The sequence below is a fragment of the Nocardiopsis synnemataformans genome (genome assembly GCF_965343085.1).
Lineage (GTDB): Bacteria > Actinomycetota > Actinomycetes > Streptosporangiales > Streptosporangiaceae > Nocardiopsis > Nocardiopsis alborubida.
Window position 1 is genome coordinate 25,961 of sequence record NZ_CBDRFA010000059.1, and the last position, 15,040, is coordinate 41,000.

The 15,040-nt window shown below is 73.7% G+C and carries 16 protein-coding genes and 1 riboswitch; of the genes, 7 read left to right on the plus strand and 9 right to left on the minus strand.

Going from position 1 to position 15,040, the window contains the following annotated elements; all coding sequences use genetic code 11:
- Positions 1–4: 4 nt before the first annotated feature.
- The gene (thiO, locus tag ACSIH6_RS27730) at positions 5–1,216 is read right to left on the minus strand and encodes a glycine oxidase ThiO (RefSeq protein ID WP_435111281.1); all 1,212 of its coding nucleotides are present in this window, start codon (positions 1,214–1,216) and stop codon (positions 5–7) included.
- A riboswitch (TPP riboswitch) is annotated at positions 1,185–1,296 on the minus strand. Its footprint overlaps the gene before it by 32 nt.
- Before the next feature lie 82 nt (positions 1,297–1,378).
- Here thiO and ACSIH6_RS27735 point away from each other — a divergent pair.
- Entirely contained in the window at positions 1,379–1,732 is a 354-nt protein-coding gene (locus ACSIH6_RS27735; RefSeq protein WP_150254784.1) for an Rv2175c family DNA-binding protein, read from the plus strand.
- 123 nt (positions 1,733–1,855) lie between these two features.
- Positions 1,856–2,524, plus strand: a complete 669-nt coding sequence (gene thiE / locus ACSIH6_RS27740) for a thiamine phosphate synthase (RefSeq protein WP_435111282.1) — start codon at positions 1,856–1,858, stop codon at positions 2,522–2,524.
- Between the two features lie 36 nt (positions 2,525–2,560).
- Here thiE and ACSIH6_RS27745 read toward each other — a convergent pair whose 3' ends face one another.
- Both ACSIH6_RS27745 and ACSIH6_RS27750 read right to left on the minus strand, forming a co-directional pair.
- Positions 2,561–3,328: an ABC transporter permease gene (locus tag ACSIH6_RS27745; RefSeq protein ID WP_435111283.1), complete on the minus strand. Its 768-nt coding sequence runs from the start codon at positions 3,326–3,328 to the stop codon at positions 2,561–2,563.
- Complete coding sequence (locus ACSIH6_RS27750; RefSeq protein ID WP_435111284.1) at positions 3,325–4,224, minus strand: ATP-binding cassette domain-containing protein; 900 nt, start codon at positions 4,222–4,224, stop codon at positions 3,325–3,327. Before ACSIH6_RS27750 ends, ACSIH6_RS27745 begins: the two co-directional genes overlap by 4 nt.
- 109 nt (positions 4,225–4,333) lie before the next feature.
- On the opposite strand from ACSIH6_RS27750, the gene ACSIH6_RS27755 reads away from it, so the two are divergent.
- On the plus strand, positions 4,334–5,095 hold the full coding sequence (locus ACSIH6_RS27755; protein WP_435111285.1) for a TetR/AcrR family transcriptional regulator: 762 nt from the start codon (positions 4,334–4,336) through the stop codon (positions 5,093–5,095).
- On the opposite strand, the gene ACSIH6_RS27760 is transcribed toward ACSIH6_RS27755, so the two are convergent.
- The 4 genes from ACSIH6_RS27760 to ACSIH6_RS27775 form a co-directional block, all read right to left on the minus strand.
- Positions 5,092–5,235 (minus strand): hypothetical protein, encoded by a 144-nt coding sequence (locus tag ACSIH6_RS27760; protein ID WP_435111286.1) that lies wholly within the window; start codon positions 5,233–5,235, stop codon positions 5,092–5,094. The two genes, ACSIH6_RS27755 and ACSIH6_RS27760, sit on opposite strands and share 4 nt — an antisense overlap.
- 107 nt (positions 5,236–5,342) lie before the next feature.
- Positions 5,343–6,236 (minus strand): SDR family oxidoreductase, encoded by an 894-nt coding sequence (locus ACSIH6_RS27765; RefSeq protein ID WP_435111287.1) that lies wholly within the window; start codon positions 6,234–6,236, stop codon positions 5,343–5,345.
- Between the two features lie 106 nt (positions 6,237–6,342).
- A complete protein-coding gene (locus ACSIH6_RS27770; protein ID WP_435111288.1) occupies positions 6,343–7,668 on the minus strand; it encodes a DUF418 domain-containing protein in 1,326 nt (441 codons plus the stop codon).
- A 115-nt stretch (positions 7,669–7,783) separates the two neighbouring features.
- Positions 7,784–8,866, minus strand: coding sequence for a polyprenyl synthetase family protein (locus tag ACSIH6_RS27775; protein ID WP_435111289.1), 1,083 nt, complete (start codon positions 8,864–8,866; stop codon positions 7,784–7,786).
- Positions 8,867–9,151: 285 nt separating this feature from the next.
- On the opposite strand from ACSIH6_RS27775, the gene metF reads away from it, so the two are divergent.
- On the plus strand, positions 9,152–10,081 hold the full coding sequence (gene metF / locus ACSIH6_RS27780; RefSeq protein ID WP_435111300.1) for a methylenetetrahydrofolate reductase [NAD(P)H]: 930 nt from the start codon (positions 9,152–9,154) through the stop codon (positions 10,079–10,081).
- Here the strand turns inward: metF and ACSIH6_RS27785 are convergent.
- Together ACSIH6_RS27785 and bldD are read right to left on the minus strand one after the other, a co-directional pair.
- Positions 9,993–10,607 carry a GNAT family N-acetyltransferase gene (locus ACSIH6_RS27785; RefSeq protein ID WP_435111290.1) on the minus strand — a complete coding sequence of 205 codons (615 nt, stop codon included), beginning with the start codon at positions 10,605–10,607 and terminating at the stop codon, positions 9,993–9,995. The two genes, metF and ACSIH6_RS27785, sit on opposite strands and share 89 nt — an antisense overlap.
- A gap of 394 nt (positions 10,608–11,001) precedes the next feature.
- A complete protein-coding gene (bldD, locus tag ACSIH6_RS27790) occupies positions 11,002–11,496 on the minus strand; it encodes a transcriptional regulator BldD (protein ID WP_013154123.1) in 495 nt (164 codons plus the stop codon).
- Between the two features lie 499 nt (positions 11,497–11,995).
- Here bldD and pyrR point away from each other — a divergent pair, with 499 nt between their 5' ends.
- From pyrR to ACSIH6_RS27805, 3 genes are all read left to right on the plus strand, one after another.
- Positions 11,996–12,625, plus strand: a complete 630-nt coding sequence (gene pyrR, locus ACSIH6_RS27795) for a bifunctional pyr operon transcriptional regulator/uracil phosphoribosyltransferase PyrR (protein WP_435111291.1) — start codon at positions 11,996–11,998, stop codon at positions 12,623–12,625.
- Positions 12,625–13,533 (plus strand): aspartate carbamoyltransferase catalytic subunit, encoded by a 909-nt coding sequence (locus tag ACSIH6_RS27800; RefSeq protein ID WP_435111292.1) that lies wholly within the window; start codon positions 12,625–12,627, stop codon positions 13,531–13,533. Before pyrR ends, ACSIH6_RS27800 begins: the two co-directional genes overlap by 1 nt.
- A gap of 204 nt (positions 13,534–13,737) precedes the next feature.
- Positions 13,738–15,039 carry a dihydroorotase gene (locus tag ACSIH6_RS27805; RefSeq protein WP_435111293.1) on the plus strand — a complete coding sequence of 434 codons (1,302 nt, stop codon included), beginning with the start codon at positions 13,738–13,740 and terminating at the stop codon, positions 15,037–15,039.
- Position 15,040 lies beyond the last annotated feature (1 nt).

A 15,040-nucleotide genomic window follows, 5' to 3' on the forward strand; every position in this document is an offset into this window, starting at 1 on the left:
GCTACTACCTACTTGCGCGTCGTGCCGTGAAGCGGCGGGCGTACTCCGGCAGGTCTCCGTCGGTCAGGGCGCGGGCCATGGCCTCACCGGTCACCGGGGTCAGCAGCACCCCGTGCCGGAAGTGCCCGGCGGCCAGGTGCAGTCCCGGGACCCGGGTGGGCCCCAGGAGGGGTTCGTTGTCGGGGGAGCCGGGGCGCAGCCCGACGCAGGTCTCGGTGACCTCCAGCTCGCTCACCCCGGGGACGAGCTCGCGCGCGTCCCGCAGCACCTGCCAGAGCCCCCCGACGGTGAGGGAGGTGTCGTGGCCCAGCTCCTCCTGGGTGGCGCCGATGACGATCTCGCCGTCGGCGCGCGGCACCAGGTAGGTCGGAAAGCCCCGGACCAGGCCGCGGACGGTCCGGCTGACGAGCGGCGGCCCGCCGTCGGGCACCCGGGCGCGCAGCAGCTGGCCCTTGACCGGGCGCAGCGGCGGGACCACGGGTTCGGGGACCCCGACGGCGTTGCCCCAGCAGCCCGCGGCGAGCACCACCTGGTGCGCGGGCAGGGTCTCCCCGGCCGTGGCGCCCGCGGTCGGGGTCTCCCCGGCCAGGAGCACGCCCAGTCGGGCGCCCCCGGGGCCGGGGGAGAGGACCTCCCCGACCCGCCCGCGGACCTCGGTGACGCCCGCGCGCTCGCCCGCCGCGGCCAGGGCACGCAGCAGCCGCCGCGGGTCCACGGAGTGGTCGTCGGGCGCCAGGACGCCGCCGCGCACGGACGGGGCGAGCATGGGCTCCAGACGGCGGCACTCGCGGCCGGTGAGGCGCTCGGCGGCGATGCCCAGCCGCTGCTGGAGCGCGTGCAGTTCGGTGAGGACGGCCAGGTCGTCGCGGTCGAAGGCGACCAGGAGCGTGCCGGTGGCGCGGTGGCCCACGTCCAGGCCGCTGGCCTCCTCCAGCTCGGCGACGAAGTCCGCGTACATGCGGGCCGAGCGGATGCCCAGCTCCATGAGGGGCTCCTCACCGAACACCGCCTCGGTGGCGGGCGTGAGCATGCCCGCCGCCACGGTGGAGGCGGAGCGGGCCGGGTCGGACTCGACCAGGGTGACGCGCAGTCCGCGTTGGGCGGCGCGCCAGGCGGTGACCCGCCCGACGAGGCCGCCGCCGACCACGACGACGCGGTCGCGGTGGGAATCGTTGGAGGTGCGCACGGCTGTGGTTTCCACTCCCTTCGCCGGCATGATCCGGATCAGGTTCGTGCGGTCGGAGGCTCACAGCCTCCCTCTCAGCCGGGTCCCACCCGGCTCCCGCGGGATGTAGGGGTCTGTCCCCATTCTAGGACCCGTACCCGACGCGCCCCGTGCCGGGGGGAAGGAGGTGCGCGGATGTGGCAGATTGGTGGTGTGACACAACGCGACATCGACACGCTCATCGGCGACTGGCTGACCCTCAAGGAGGCGGCTGCGCCGCTGGGCGTGAGCCCGAACCGGATCAAGACGCTGATCCGCGAGAACCGCATGATGGGTGTGGTCCGCGACGGCGAACTGTCCATCCCCGCCGCCTTCATCGACGGTGACGACCTGGTGAAGGGCCTGCCGGGGACACTGCTACTGCTCACCGACGCGGGCTTCTCCTCCGAGGAGGCCCTGCGCTGGCTGTTCACCCCCGACGACTCCCTGCCGGGCACGCCGATCCAGGCCATGCGCGAGAACCGGGGCACCGAGGTGCGCCGCCGGGCCCAGAGCATGGCCTTCTAGTCCGCGAGCTCCAGCCCGCGACCTCGCGAGCCCGGTCGGGGTCCGGGTGGGAAACGGGGGAGGGGCGCGCCGCCGCGTCCCTCCCCCTTGGGCCCGAACGCGCCAGGGCCTAGGGTGGACTGTGTGAGGACCAGCCACGGAACCAGCCTGCGCAAGCGCCTGGACGCATCGCTTCTGTACCTGTGCACCGACGCCCGGACCGGTCGGGGCGATCTCGCCGAGTTCGCCGACGCCGCCCTGGCCGGGGGAGTGGACATCATCCAACTCCGGGACAAGGGCCTGGAGGCGCGCGAGGAGATCGCGGCCCTGGAGGTGATGAAGGAGGCGTGCGAGCGGTACGGCGCCCTGCTCGCGGTCAACGACCGCGCCGACATCGCCCGCGCAGTGCGCGCCGACGTCCTCCACCTGGGCCAGCGCGACCTGCCCGTGCCCATGGCCCGCGACATCATCGGCGCGGACCCCGTGATCGGCCGCTCCAACAACGACGTCGCCGCCGCGGCCGCCTCCGCCGAGGAGCCCGGCAGCGACTACTTCTGTGTCGGCCCGACCTGGGCGACCCCCACCAAGCCGGGCCGCCCGGCCGCCGGGCTGGAACTGGTGGAGGAGGCGGCCGCGCTGGGCACCGACCGCCCCTGGTTCGCCATCGGCGGGATCGACGCCGACAACATCGACCGCGTGCTGGACGCCGGGGCCCGCCGGGTCGTGGTCGTGCGCGCGATCACGGAGGCGGAGGACCCCCGGTCCGCCGCCTCCGGTCTGCGCCAACGCCTGGCGGCCCGCGCCGGGGACTGACCGGCGGCCGGGCACCGGACGCCCGCCGGGGGCCGCTCAGCGCCGCCCGGCCGCCCGGCGGAACAGCCACCCCGTCAGCAGCGCCGCCGCCGCGCCCAGGCCGCACAGCCACAGAGCGGCCGTCCACGCCTGCCCGCCGACCGGCTCCCCGGAGGTGAGCGCGCGCAGCGTCTCGATCGCCGGGGTCACCGGTTGGTGCTCGGCCAGCCCCCGCAGGAACGGCGGCAGGCTCTCCACCGGCACGAACGCCGTGGACAGGTAGGGCAGGAACAGGGCGACGAAGGCGAACGTGGCCGCGGTGTCCGCCGAACGCGAGGCCAGGCCCCACGCGGCGGCCACGGTGGTCAGCACCAGGACGTACCCGGCCAGCAGCGCGAGCGCTCCCAGCCACTCCAGCGGCCCCGCCTCGGGTCGAAAGCCCAGCGCCACCGCCACCAGCAGCACCACCAGGGTGGAGACCAGGTTGCGCACGACGCTGGCCGCCACGTGTCCGGTGACCACGGCCGACGCCCGCACGGGCATGGTCCGCAGGCGCTGCACCACCCCCCGAGACAGGTCGGCGTGCACGGCGGTGGCGGTCATCGCCGCGCCGAAGCCCGCGCACAGCAGCATCACGCCGGGGGTCACGTAGTCCACGTACGAGCCGCCGGTCACCCCCTCCACGGCCGAGCCGAAGACGGTGACGAACAGCAGCATCACGGCGACCGGGGCGACGATCGCGGTGATCATGCTGTCGGCGTTGCGCAGAGCGTGGGTGAGACTGCGCCGGGTCAGCACGCGTTCGGCGCGCAGGGGGGCGGTCACCGTTCTCCCCCCTTCCCGGTGAGCGCGAGGAAGACGTCGTCCATGGTCGGCCTGCGCACCTCCACGCCCGCCACGCGCACGCCGTCGTGGTGGCGGTCGACGAGCACCTCCCGCAGGCGGTCGGCGGTGCCGTCGCCGGGCACCCGCTCCACGCGGCCGTCGGCCAGGGTCAGCTCGATCCACTCACCGCCCACGCGTCCCTTGAGTTCGGCGGCGGTGCCCGAGGCCGTGATCCGCCCGCGGTCGATGACCGCGACCCGGTCGGCGAGCACGTCGGCCTCCTCCAGGTACTGGGTGGTCAGCAGCACGCTGGTGCCCGCGGCCGCCAGTTCCCTGACGGCGTCCCACAGCGCCTGCCTGCTGCGCGTGTCCATGCCTGTGGTCGGCTCGTCCAGGAACACCACCGCGGGGTCGCCGACCAGGCTCGCGGCCAGGTCGAGGCGGCGGCGCATCCCGCCGGAGAACTCGGCCGTGCGGCGGTCGGCCGCCCCGGTGAGGCCGAACCGCTCCAGCAGGTCCGCGGCACGGTCCGCGGCGGCCCGGCGCCCGGACCCGAGCAGGCGGGCGACCATGACCAGGTTCTCCCGGGCGGTGAGCTCCTCGTCGACGGTGGCCTGCTGACCGGTGACGCTGATCTGGCGGCGCACCAGCCGGGCCTGGCGCACGACGTCCAGGCCCAGGACGGTCGCGGTGCCCGCGTCGGGACGTACGAGGGTGGTGAGGATGTTGACCAGCGTGGTCTTGCCCGCCCCGTTGGGGCCGAGCAGGGCGAGGACGCCGCCGCGCGGCACCTCCAGGTCGACCCCGTCCAGGACGGTGACGTCTCGGTAGCTCTTGCGTAGTCCCTCGGCCCTGACCGACGCCGTGTCGGAGGCGGGGGGTGACAGTGTTCTCATGCTCTTCAGCGTAACACTTACGCAGTACCATTGCGCAACCCCTACGCAGTAGCGGCGCGCGACCCCGCGCGGTCAGGTCCCACCTGCTCCGCCCCATACGCTTGTCGGCATGGACGGACAGGACCCGGCGCTCACCATTCCCAAGGCCCTGCTCTCCGCGTGGGGAGTCGAACCGGCCACCCGCAAGGGGCCGCGCCCCCGGCTCACCGTGGCCCGCATCCTGGAGACCGCCGTCGCCCTGGGCGACCGGGACGGGGCCGAGGCCGTCACCATGAGCCGCACCGCCGCCGAACTGGGCGTGGGCACCATGTCCCTGTACCGCTACGTCGAGTCCCGCGCCGACCTGCTCCTGCTCGCCGCGGACGCGGCACTCGGGGAGCCCCCGGCCGTCGGCGGCGCCACCTGGCGCGAGCGCGTGCGCGACTGGACGCTGGCCCTGCGCGGCGTCTACCGGCGCCACCCCTGGGCCGCCGAGGTGGCCGTGGCGGACGAGCCCCTCACGCCCGCCTCCGTGCGCTGGTCCGAGCAGGGGCTGGCCGCCCTGGAGGACAGCGGCCTGCCTTCGGACGAGGGGATCCAGGTCCTGATCATGCTCTGGACCTACGTCCGCGCGGAGGCCGGTCTCACCGGGGACCTGGAGCGGGCCCGCGCGGCGGACGGCCTGGACGAGGCCGGGGCCGAGCGAGCCCTCGCCCACCGCATCGCGACCCTGGTGCCGGCCGACAGGTACCCGCGGGTACGCGCGCTCCTGACCGGCGGCCTGTTCGGGGGCGCCGCCGCGAGCGGACCCGGGGGCGCGGAGGACGCCGACTTCGACCTGATCATCGGCCTCGTCCTGGACGGCGTCGCCGCCCGCGCCGCACGGTCCTAGGGGACCAACAGGACCTTGCCGAGCACCGTGCGCCCCTCCAGCGTCATCCGCAGGGCGTCCTGCCGGTCGCCGTCGGCCGTCTCGAGGTCGAACAGGCCCAGGACCTCGATCCCGCGGCGCCCGGCCTCCTCCGCGTCCACCTCGGTGAAGCTCCCGCCCGCGGAGCCGTAGCCGACGAACCGGCCGCCGTCGGCCAGGGTCTCGAAGGCCGCCGCGCACGGGGCACGGCGGCGGGGACGGGACGCGGTCAGACCGCGACGTGCGACAGGGCGCTGGGATGGCGTCGCAGGAAGCCCTCGATGGACTGGGCGGGATGGCCGGTCAGGTCGGGTACGGCGGGCGAGACCACGTCGAGCTCCCCGGCGGCGATCGCGGCGTAGGAGGTCACCCAGCCCTCGACCGCCCAGTCGGGGGCGCCGCTGGAGCGGCGCGACTCCAGCGCCTCCTCCCGGGTCTGGGGCACGTAGCGCACCGAGCGCCCGGTGAGCACGCCCAGTCTCTCCGCCGTCGCGCCCAGGGACAGCGCCTCCGGACCGGTGACGTCGTGGCTGGTGTTGTGCGAGGCGAGCGCGGCCGCCGGGTCGGTCAGCACCGCCGCGGCCACGTCCGCCACGTCGTCGCGCGAGACCCACGCGATCCGGCCGTCACCGGCCGGGCCCCGTACCGCGCCCCCGTCGTCCACCCAGTCGGGCAGCAGGTCCAGGTACAGGCTGGGTCTGAGGAAGGTGTACCGCACCCCCGTCGAGCGGATGTGCGCCTCGGTGAAGAAGTGCGTGCGCGCGAACGTGAAGGTCGACGCAGGTCCCGCCCTCAGGAAGGACAGGTAGACGATCCAGGACACCCCCGCCTTGACCGCCGCGTCCACCGCGCTCACGTGGACGTCGATCCGGTCCTCGGACTCGGTGGCCGAGACCAGGAACAGCGTGTCGACCCCCCGGCACGCCCGCTCGAAGCCCGTCGAGTCCTCGTAGGCCGCCATCGCCGCGCTGCTGCCGGGATACTCGGGAGCGCGGTTGATGTCGCGTACGATGAGCCGCTGGGGCCTGCCCAGCCGCGCGATCCGCGCGGCGACCCGCCCGCCCAGCGCCCCGGTCGCCCCCGTCACCCCTATGGTGTGGTTTGTCGTGTGATCGTCGCCCATGACACCCCATCCTGCGTTACGAGGGCCTGCCGGACGCTGAGCGGCACGCGCCTTTTTGCGCCGCGGGGCCAGGCGCGGTGCGGTCGGCGCTGTGGTGGCGCCGAGGTCAGGGCGTGGGGCGCTCGCCGCCCGCGGGTCCCCGGGCCGGTCCGTGCCCGACCCCCTGACCCGGTCCGCGTCCGGGCTCCTCCGCCTCCCGAGCCCCCCGTGCGACCGGGCGGCGGTAGGCCAGGCGGCGCAGCAGCACCTCGGCCGGTCCGCGCCTGCCCGCGCGCTCCAGCGCGTAGGACGCCACCACGGTCACCAGCCACACGCCCACCGCGAACAGGGCCATCGACCACGAGGTGAGTTCGCCGCCCAGCCCCAGGCCCCAGGCCGCCAGGACCGGCGCGCACAGCACCGACTGGGCCAGGTAGGCCGACAGCGAGCGCTTGCCGGTCGCCGACAGAGCGCCGACCACCGCGCCCGGTTCGCGCCCGCGCCCCTGGATCCGGTGCGCCGCCAGCGCGATCAGCGCCACGTAGCCCAGGCCGCAGGCCAGCCCGGTCACCATGTGCGGCATGCTCAGCATGCCCGCCTGCGCGGGGGACAGGTCCCAGACCCCGATCTGGGTCAGGGCCAGGGGGAGCCCGCCCAGCCAGCCCACGCCGATGCCCAAGGCCGCGGTCCAGCGCAGCAGCCCCAGGTGCCTGCCCGGCTCCTCCAGGATCCGGCGGCGCGCCGCCCAGTAGCCGAGCAGGATCGCCGCGGGCACGACCATGCCCACCAGCCCCTGACCCACCGTGATCAGCGGCCAGGCCATGACGCGGCCCAGCGCGGCGCCCAGGATCGAGGCGTCGCCGATGTTGGCGGCCGTCTGGTCCATGCTGAACGCGGCCGAGGAGGAGGCGTCCGCGGGCGTGAAGGCCAGGCCCAGCAGGCTGAACGCCGCCAGCAGAGCGGCCAGCCCGGTGAACACGCCCGCCCATACCAGCAGCGTGGCGTCCCTGCGCCGCAGGAACAGCCAGCCCAGCAGCAGTCCGGCCAGGCCGTAGGCGCCCAGGATGTCGCCCATCCACAGCAGCAGGGCGTGGACGAACCCGAACGCGAGCAGCCACAGGCTGCGGCGGCGCAGCAGCGCGTTCACGTCCCGCACGGACGAGCCCGCGGCCTCCTGGCGCCGGGCCAGCTGCACCATGCCGTACCCGAACAGGAAGGCGAACATCGGATAGCTGCGCATGTCCACCGCCATGACGACGACGAACTGCGCGATCCGGTCCAGCGCGCCGCCCGGCTCGGGGTGGACGCCGCCCCCGCTCCCCGGAAGGGCCCACAGGTACCAGACGGTGTTGGCGAGCGCGATGAACAGGAGCATGAACCCGCGCGCCAGGTCCGGCGCGAGGGCTCTCTCGCCCGCGCCGACCGGACCGCGGGAAACGGTGTGCCCAGACATGGGAGACTCCCCGGTTTCGCGATATGTCGTGTCAGCGATTCAACCGGAGCGGGCATTCGAGCACAATACGCCCCCGGCGGGCGCGGACCCGGGAAAGTCCCCTAGGGAGGGACCCTCAGAAGGAGCGCGAGGTGGCGGCCACGGCCAGCGCGCGCAGCGGCTCGCGGGCGGAGGCGTCCAGTTCGGGGCTCTCCAGGGCCGCGACGGCCCGGTCGGTGTACTCCGCGATCAGCTCCTCGCACACGGCCAGCGCGCCCGACGCCTCGATCAGGGAGCACATCCACTCCACCGAGGCCACCGACAGGTCCGGCGCCCCCAACAGCGAGCGGAACCGCTCGGCGTCGGCCGCCCCCGCGCGGGCCAGGGTCTCGGCCACGACCAGCGTCCGCTTGCCCTCGCGCAGGTCGTCCCCGGCGGGCTTGCCGGTGGTGGACGGGTCGCCGAACACGCCCAGCACGTCGTCGCGCAACTGGAAGGCGATCCCCAGCGGGATGCCGTAGGCGGTGTACACCCCGGCCAGCTCCTCGTGGCGGCCCGCCAGGGCCGCGCCCAGGTGCAGCGGGCGCTCCACCGTGTACTTGGCGGACTTGTAACGCATCACGCGCAGCGCGGCCTCGCGGGTGCCGGTGCCCCGCACCTGCTCCAGGGTGTCCAGGTACTGCCCGGCCATGACCTCGGTGCGCATCGCGTCGAAGGGGCGCCGCCCCCGGCCCAGCACCTCGGTCGGGAAGCCGCTGGCCTGGTACATCTCGTCCGACCAGGCCAGGCACAGGTCGCCGATGAGGATGGCCGCGCCCTGGCCGAAGCCCTCGCTGTCGCCGCCCCACCCCTGGTCGGTGTGCAGCTTGGCCAGCCGCTTGTGCGTGGCGGGCAGCCCGCGCCGGGTGTCGCTGTTGTCGATCACGTCGTCGTGGACGAGCGCGCACGCCTGGAGGAACTCCAGGGAGGCCGCCGCCCGCACCACCCGCTCGTCGTCGGCCGCGCCGCCCGCGCCCCGCCAGCCCCAGTAGCAGAAGGTCGGGCGCAGGCGCTTGCCGCCGGAGACCATCGCCTCCAGCGCGTCCATGGCCGGGGCCAGCTCCTCCCCGATCTCCAGCAGCTGGGCGCGGTGGTCGGCGCAGAACGAGGCCAGCTCGCGGTCCACGCCGGAGCGGACCGCGGAGACGGCGGGGGCGGACGGGGAAGAGGAAGGCACCATGACCCGCAGATTATCGGCTGTCGGGCACGGTCCGGTCCCGGTCCGCCCGACCGGGCCGCTTCCAGCCGGCCACCAGCACTGATGACACCGTCACCAGCAGCTCCCACGCGCCCGGCCCGCCGGCCGGGGCCATGAGGCGTCCTCGCACGTCGCGCCGCGCGCGTTCGGAGCGGGAGTGGCGCGGGAGTGGCGCGCGCCACGGATCTCACAGGATGGGACGCCGCCCCCACCGCGTGGAGTGTCTGACCTAAGCTGGTGCGCATGCTGGCTGCACCGACACTCCCTGTGGCGCCCCGAGGCCCGGCCCCCAGGCCGCGCCATATCCGCGAACTCCTCGACGCGGGCGAGCCGATGTTCTCCTTCGAGTTCTTCCCGCCCCGCACGCCCCAGGCGCAGGAGCGCCTGTGGCGGGCGATCAGGGAGATCGAGGCCCTCGGCCCCGCCTTCGTCTCGGTCACCTACGGCGCGGGCGGCAGCACGCGCGGGCTGACCGTGGAGACCACCGAGCGCATCGCGACCGACACCACACTGCTGCCGGTCGCGCACATGACCCTGGTCGACCACTCCGTCGCCGAGCTGCGCCACCTCGTCGGCCGCCTCGCCGACGCGGGTGTGTCCAACATGCTCGCCGTGCGCGGCGACCCGCCCGGCGACCCCGACGGGGAGTGGATCTCCCATCCCCAGGGGCTGACCTACGCCGAGGAACTGGTGCGCCTGATCAAGGACAGCGGCGACTTCTGCGTGGGCGTGGCCGCCTTCCCCTTCAAGCACCCGCGCTCGGCCGACGTCGAGACCGACACCGACCACTTCGTGCGCAAGTGCGAGGCGGGCGCCGACTACGCCATCACGCAGATGTTCTTCGACCCCGAGGACTACCTGCGCCTGCGCGACCGGGTGGCCGCGCGCGGCTGCGAGGTGCCGATCATCCCCGAGGTCTTCCCGGTGGTGCGCACCTCGTTCATCCCGCGCTCGGAGCAGCTCTCCGGCGCGCCCTTCCCCGCCGACCTGGCGGAGAGGTTCGCCTCCTTCGGCGACGACGCCGAGTCCGTGCGGGCCTTCGGCATCGAGCACGCCCAGCGCATGTGCGAGCGGCTGCTGGCCGAGGGCGCGCCGGGCATCCACTTCATCACCTCGAACCGGTCCACGGCCACCAGGCAGATCTACCGGGAGGTCTCCGGCCACCGGAGCCCGTCAGAGGGAGCCGGGCGGCCATGATCGAGAAGGGCTGACCGGGGCTGCCGGGGAAGCGGAAGTCCTCCAGCACCTCGGTGAACCCGCACGAGCGGTACAGGTGGCGCGCCGCGGAGGGTCCCGAACGCGTGGACAGCACCGCGGTGCGCTCCGGCCTGCCCCGACACAGGGCGTGGAGCAGGGCACGGCCCACGCCCCGGTTCTGCGCGTCCGGGTGGACGTGCACCTCGGCGACCTCCAGGGCGTCGGACAGGCAGCGGCGCGCCTGGTGGGCCCCCGCGCCCGCGCGCAGCCCCTCCGCCACCGTGTCGTGCCACCACTGGCCGCCGCGCCCGTGGAAGCCGTAGGCGAAGCCGACCGGGAGGCCGCCGCGCACGGCCACCACAGCGCGAAAGCCCGGGTTGCGGGCGTGGCCGTTCATGACGGAGGCGCGCCCGGGCAGCTGCTCCGGGGGCGGCCGCATGGCCGCCTCGTACACCTGGAGCAGCGCGGGGACGGCGTGCGTGAAGGCGGGTGGGGCCAGCTCGCGCAACTCGGTATCGGCTACCACGGGCCAAGGGTAGTTCCCCGGCGTCCCTGCGTCCCGGGATTTCGGCGCGGACGGGGTGCGCGCAGTGCCGCGCGGGGTTCTTGACGGGTCCGGCGGCCTGGGGTTAACTGGATCGTGTCGAACAGGAGTTCGACGAACTCCGTCGGACCCCCCTCCGGCGGGAGGGCGGCGCGGCCGGGTTGGGGAGGGGAAGCCCCATGTCCGGTCGCGCCGCTCCGGGGAGTGTTCCGCTGGAGGCTTTCGAGCCCGAGATGTTCCGGGGAGCACGACCCGGCCCCGTCCGCCGGCCAGTCCCCGGCCTGTCGGACACGACGAGAACCGGCGCCCCGCCGGGGCCGCCGGTTCTCGTCGAGCGGGTGTGGATCTCTTCGGTTGTCCCGGTGTCGGGTACCGGTCAGAAGGCGTCGACCGCGCGGCGCGCCTCGGGGTCGAGGACGCCCCAGTTGATGAGCTCCTCCGTCAGGTCGCCGGGCGACTTGTCGTAGATGACCGCGAGTGAACGCAGGTCCTCCTGGCGGATGGAGAGCACCCGCCCGTTGTAGTCACCCCGCTGGCTCTGGATCGTGGCGACGTAGCGGGACAGCGGCCCGGCCTTCTCCTGCGGCAGCTGCTGCATGCGCTCCAGGTCGATGACCAGCTTGGGCGTGGGGCCCAGCGGGGTGGGAGCCGCGCCGCCCGGCAGCAGCTCCGACATCGGCACGCCGTAGAAGTCCGCCAGCTCGGCGAGCTTCTGGACGGTGACGGCGCGGTCGCCGCGCTCGTAGGAGCCCACCACGACGGCCTTCCAGCGACCGTGGGACTTCTCTTCCACCCCGTGCAGGGACAGGCCCTGCTGGGTGCGGATGGCACGCAGTCGCGCACCGAGGGACTTCGCGTATTCGGATGGCATCTTCTTGTCGCTCCCGGCCGTGACAGTGGCTGGCGTGGTGGGGGGACGTCCGCTCGTACTCGGCGGGCCGCCTGAGCGGTCCAGCGGATGGTCACGGGATGCAACCCCACCCGGCAGTGGTTACAGACAGTGACGGTAGGGGGGTCTGCCTTCCAGGTCAAGCCGTTGGTGTGAAACGCGACTAATCAGTGGCCAAACCGTACGTAAGTGAGACACCTCTCATGTCCGGACCGAACGGGGCGAGTCGTGCGTCACGATGGCATGAAAAGCCCGCTCCTCCTGGGTATTTCAGGTTTCATCCCCTTCGTTGCCGTATCCACTGGGTGACGACATGACCACATTTCAGAGGATACATGTTCGCTTGAGGTGTGACCAGAGTCACATTTATAACCTCGGGTCATCGACCGCCTCACGGGGGTCGCGGGCACCGCTGGTAGCGTGGATCCGATCGGCATCCTTTAACGACCTGTTCAGTGAGGCAGGGAAGGGGGTCACTACTTTGCGTGCACAAAAACCGACGTCCGGTGACGCCGGTGGCGGTTCCTCCGCACCCGAGGTGCCCGAGGGCACCCGCGCCGTCCTCGACGGCAACGAGATCAACCGGGCGCTGACCCGCATCGCCCACGAGGTGCTCGAACGCACCAAGGGCGGCCGGGGCGTCACACTCCTGGGCATCCCCTCGCGCGGGGTCCCGCTCGCCCACCGCCTGGCACGGCGCATCGAACGGGTGGAGGACCTCACCGTCCCCGCGGGCTCCCTCGACATCACCATGTACCGTGACGACCTGCGCTCCGCCCCCGTCCGCGCCCTCGGCCGGACCGAGATCCCCCAGGGCGGTCTCGACGACCGCGTCGTCGTCCTCGTCGACGACGTCCTCTTCTCCGGCCGCACCGTCCGCGCCGCCCTGGACGCCCTCGGCGACCTGGGGCGCCCCCGCGCCGTCCAGCTCGCCGTCCTGGTCGACCGGGGCCACCGCGAACTGCCCATCCGCGCCGACTACGTGGGCAAGAACCTGCCCACCTCGCTGCGCGAGAGCGTCACCGTGCGCCTGGAGGAGACCGACGGACACGACGCGGTGCTGCTCGGCCCGGCCCGCCCCCGCCCCGGCGCCAACGAGGGGAACGACTGATGCGCCACCTGCTCTCCGCCGGCGACCTCTCCCGCGACGAGGCCACCCTCGTCCTGGACACCGCCGCCGAACTCGCCCAGGTCGGCGACCGCTCCGTCAAGAAGCTGCCCACCCTGCGCGGGCGCACCGTGGTCAACCTCTTCTACGAGGACTCCACCCGCACCCGCACCTCCTTCGAGCTGGCCGCCAAGCGCCTGTCCGCGGACGTCATCAACTTCTCCGCCAAGGGCTCCAGCGTCTCCAAGGGCGAGAGCCTCAAGGACACCGCGCTGACCCTCCAGGCCATGGGCGCCGACGGCGTCGTCATCCGGCACAGCGCCTCAGGCGCCGCCCACCGCCTCGCCAACTGGGTGGACGGGTCCGTCCTCAACGCGGGCGACGGCACCCACGAACACCCCACCCAGGCCCTGCTGGACGCCTTCACCATGCGCTCGCGCCTGGGGCGTCTGGAAGGGTTGCGGGTGGCCGTCGTCGGCGACATCCTGCACAGCCGGGTCGCCCGCTCCAACGTGCTGCTGCTCACCACCCTGGGCGCGCACGTCACCCTGGTCGCGCCGCCCACCCTGCTGCCGGTCTCGGTGCACACCTGGTCGTGCGAGGTCTCCTACGACCTCGACGACGTCCTGCCCAAGTCCGACGTCGTCATGATGCTGCGCGTACAGGCCGAGCGCATGCACGAGTCCTTCTTCCCGTCCACGCGCGAGTACAGCCGCAACTACGGCCTGGACGGCGAGCGCCTGTCCCGCATGCCCGAGGACGCGATCGTCATGCACCCCGGCCCGATGGTCCGCGGCATGGAGATCTCCGCCGAGGTCGCCGACTCGCCCCGCTGCACCGTCACCGAGCAGGTCGCCAACGGCGTCAGCCTGCGCATGGCCGTGCTCTACCTGCTGCTCAGCGGCTCCTGACTGTGCCTGCCTTCGGGCTCCGCTTCGCTGCGCCCGGTGTTCGGGCGCCCAAAAGGCCGGGAACCTTCGGATCCTTCGGCGGGACGGCTCGTTCCTCGCAGTCCCGCCTACGAATCCTCCAGAACCCCGGCGGCGCCCGAACCGCCCGGCCGTAGCCCCGCGCCGCCCCTCCCCATCCCAGAACACGAGGAAGCCAACACCGCGATGCCCGACACCCACGGACCGCACCTGATCCGCGGCGCCCGCCCGCTCGGCGGCGACCCCGTCGACCTGCTCCTGGCCGACGGCCGCATCGCCGCGACCGGCCGGGACCTGGACGCTCCCGAGGACGTCCGGACCGTCGACGCCACCGGCCTGATCGCCCTGCCCGGCCTGGTGGACCTGCACACCCACCTGCGCGAGCCAGGCCGCGAGGACGCCGAGACCGTCGCCACCGGCTCCCGCTCCGCCGCCATGGGCGGCTACACCGCCGTCCACGCCATGGCCAACACCGACCCCGTCGCCGACACCGCCGGGGTCGTCGAACAGGTCTGGCGCCTGGGCCGCGAGGCCGGGTACTGCGACGTGCGCCCCGTCGGCGCCGTCACCGTCGGCCTGGCCGGGGAGCGCCTCTCCGAGATCGGTGCCATGGCCGACTCCGCCGCGGGCGTGCGCGTCTTCTCCGACGACGGCGTCTGCGTCTCCGACGCCCTGCTCATGCGCCGCGCCCTGGAGTACGTCAAGGCCTTCGACGGCGTCGTCGCCCAGCACGCCCAGGAGCCGCGCCTGACCCAGGGCGCCCAGATGAACGAGGGCCGCGTCTCCGACCGTCTCGGCCTGCCCGGCTGGCCCGCGGTCGCCGAGGAGGCGATCATCGCCCGGGACTGCCTGCTCGCCCAGCACGTGGGCTCGCGCCTGCACGTGTGCCACGTCTCGACCAAGGGCTCGGTCGACATCATCCGCTGGGCCAAGGCCCGCGGCTGCGACGTCACCGCCGAGGTCACACCCCACCACCTCCTGCTGACCGATGAGCTGGTGGAGGGCTACGATCCCGTCTACAAGGTCAACCCGCCCCTGCGCACCGCCGAGGACGTCCAGGCGCTGCGCGAGGGCCTGGCCGACGGCACCATCGACATCGTCGCCACCGACCACGCCCCCCACCCCGCGGAGGCCAAGGAGACCGAGTGGTCCACCGCCGCCATGGGAATGGTCGGGCTGGAGACGGCGTTGGCGGTCGTGCAGCGCACGATGGTCGACACCGGTCTCCTGACCTGGGCCGACGTCGCCGACCGCATGTCCGCGGCACCGGCCCGCATCGGCCGCGTCCACGACCACGGGCGTGACCTGGCCGTCGGCCAGCCCGCCAACGTGGTCCTGTACGACCCGGCCGCCGCCGTCGACGTGGACGGCGCGGCCATGGCCAGCAAGAGCGGCAACACGCCCTTCCGGGGCATGACCCTGCCCGGTCAGGTGCGCGCCACGTTCCTGCGCGGCGCCCCGACCGTCCTGGAGGGGAAGATCCAGTGAG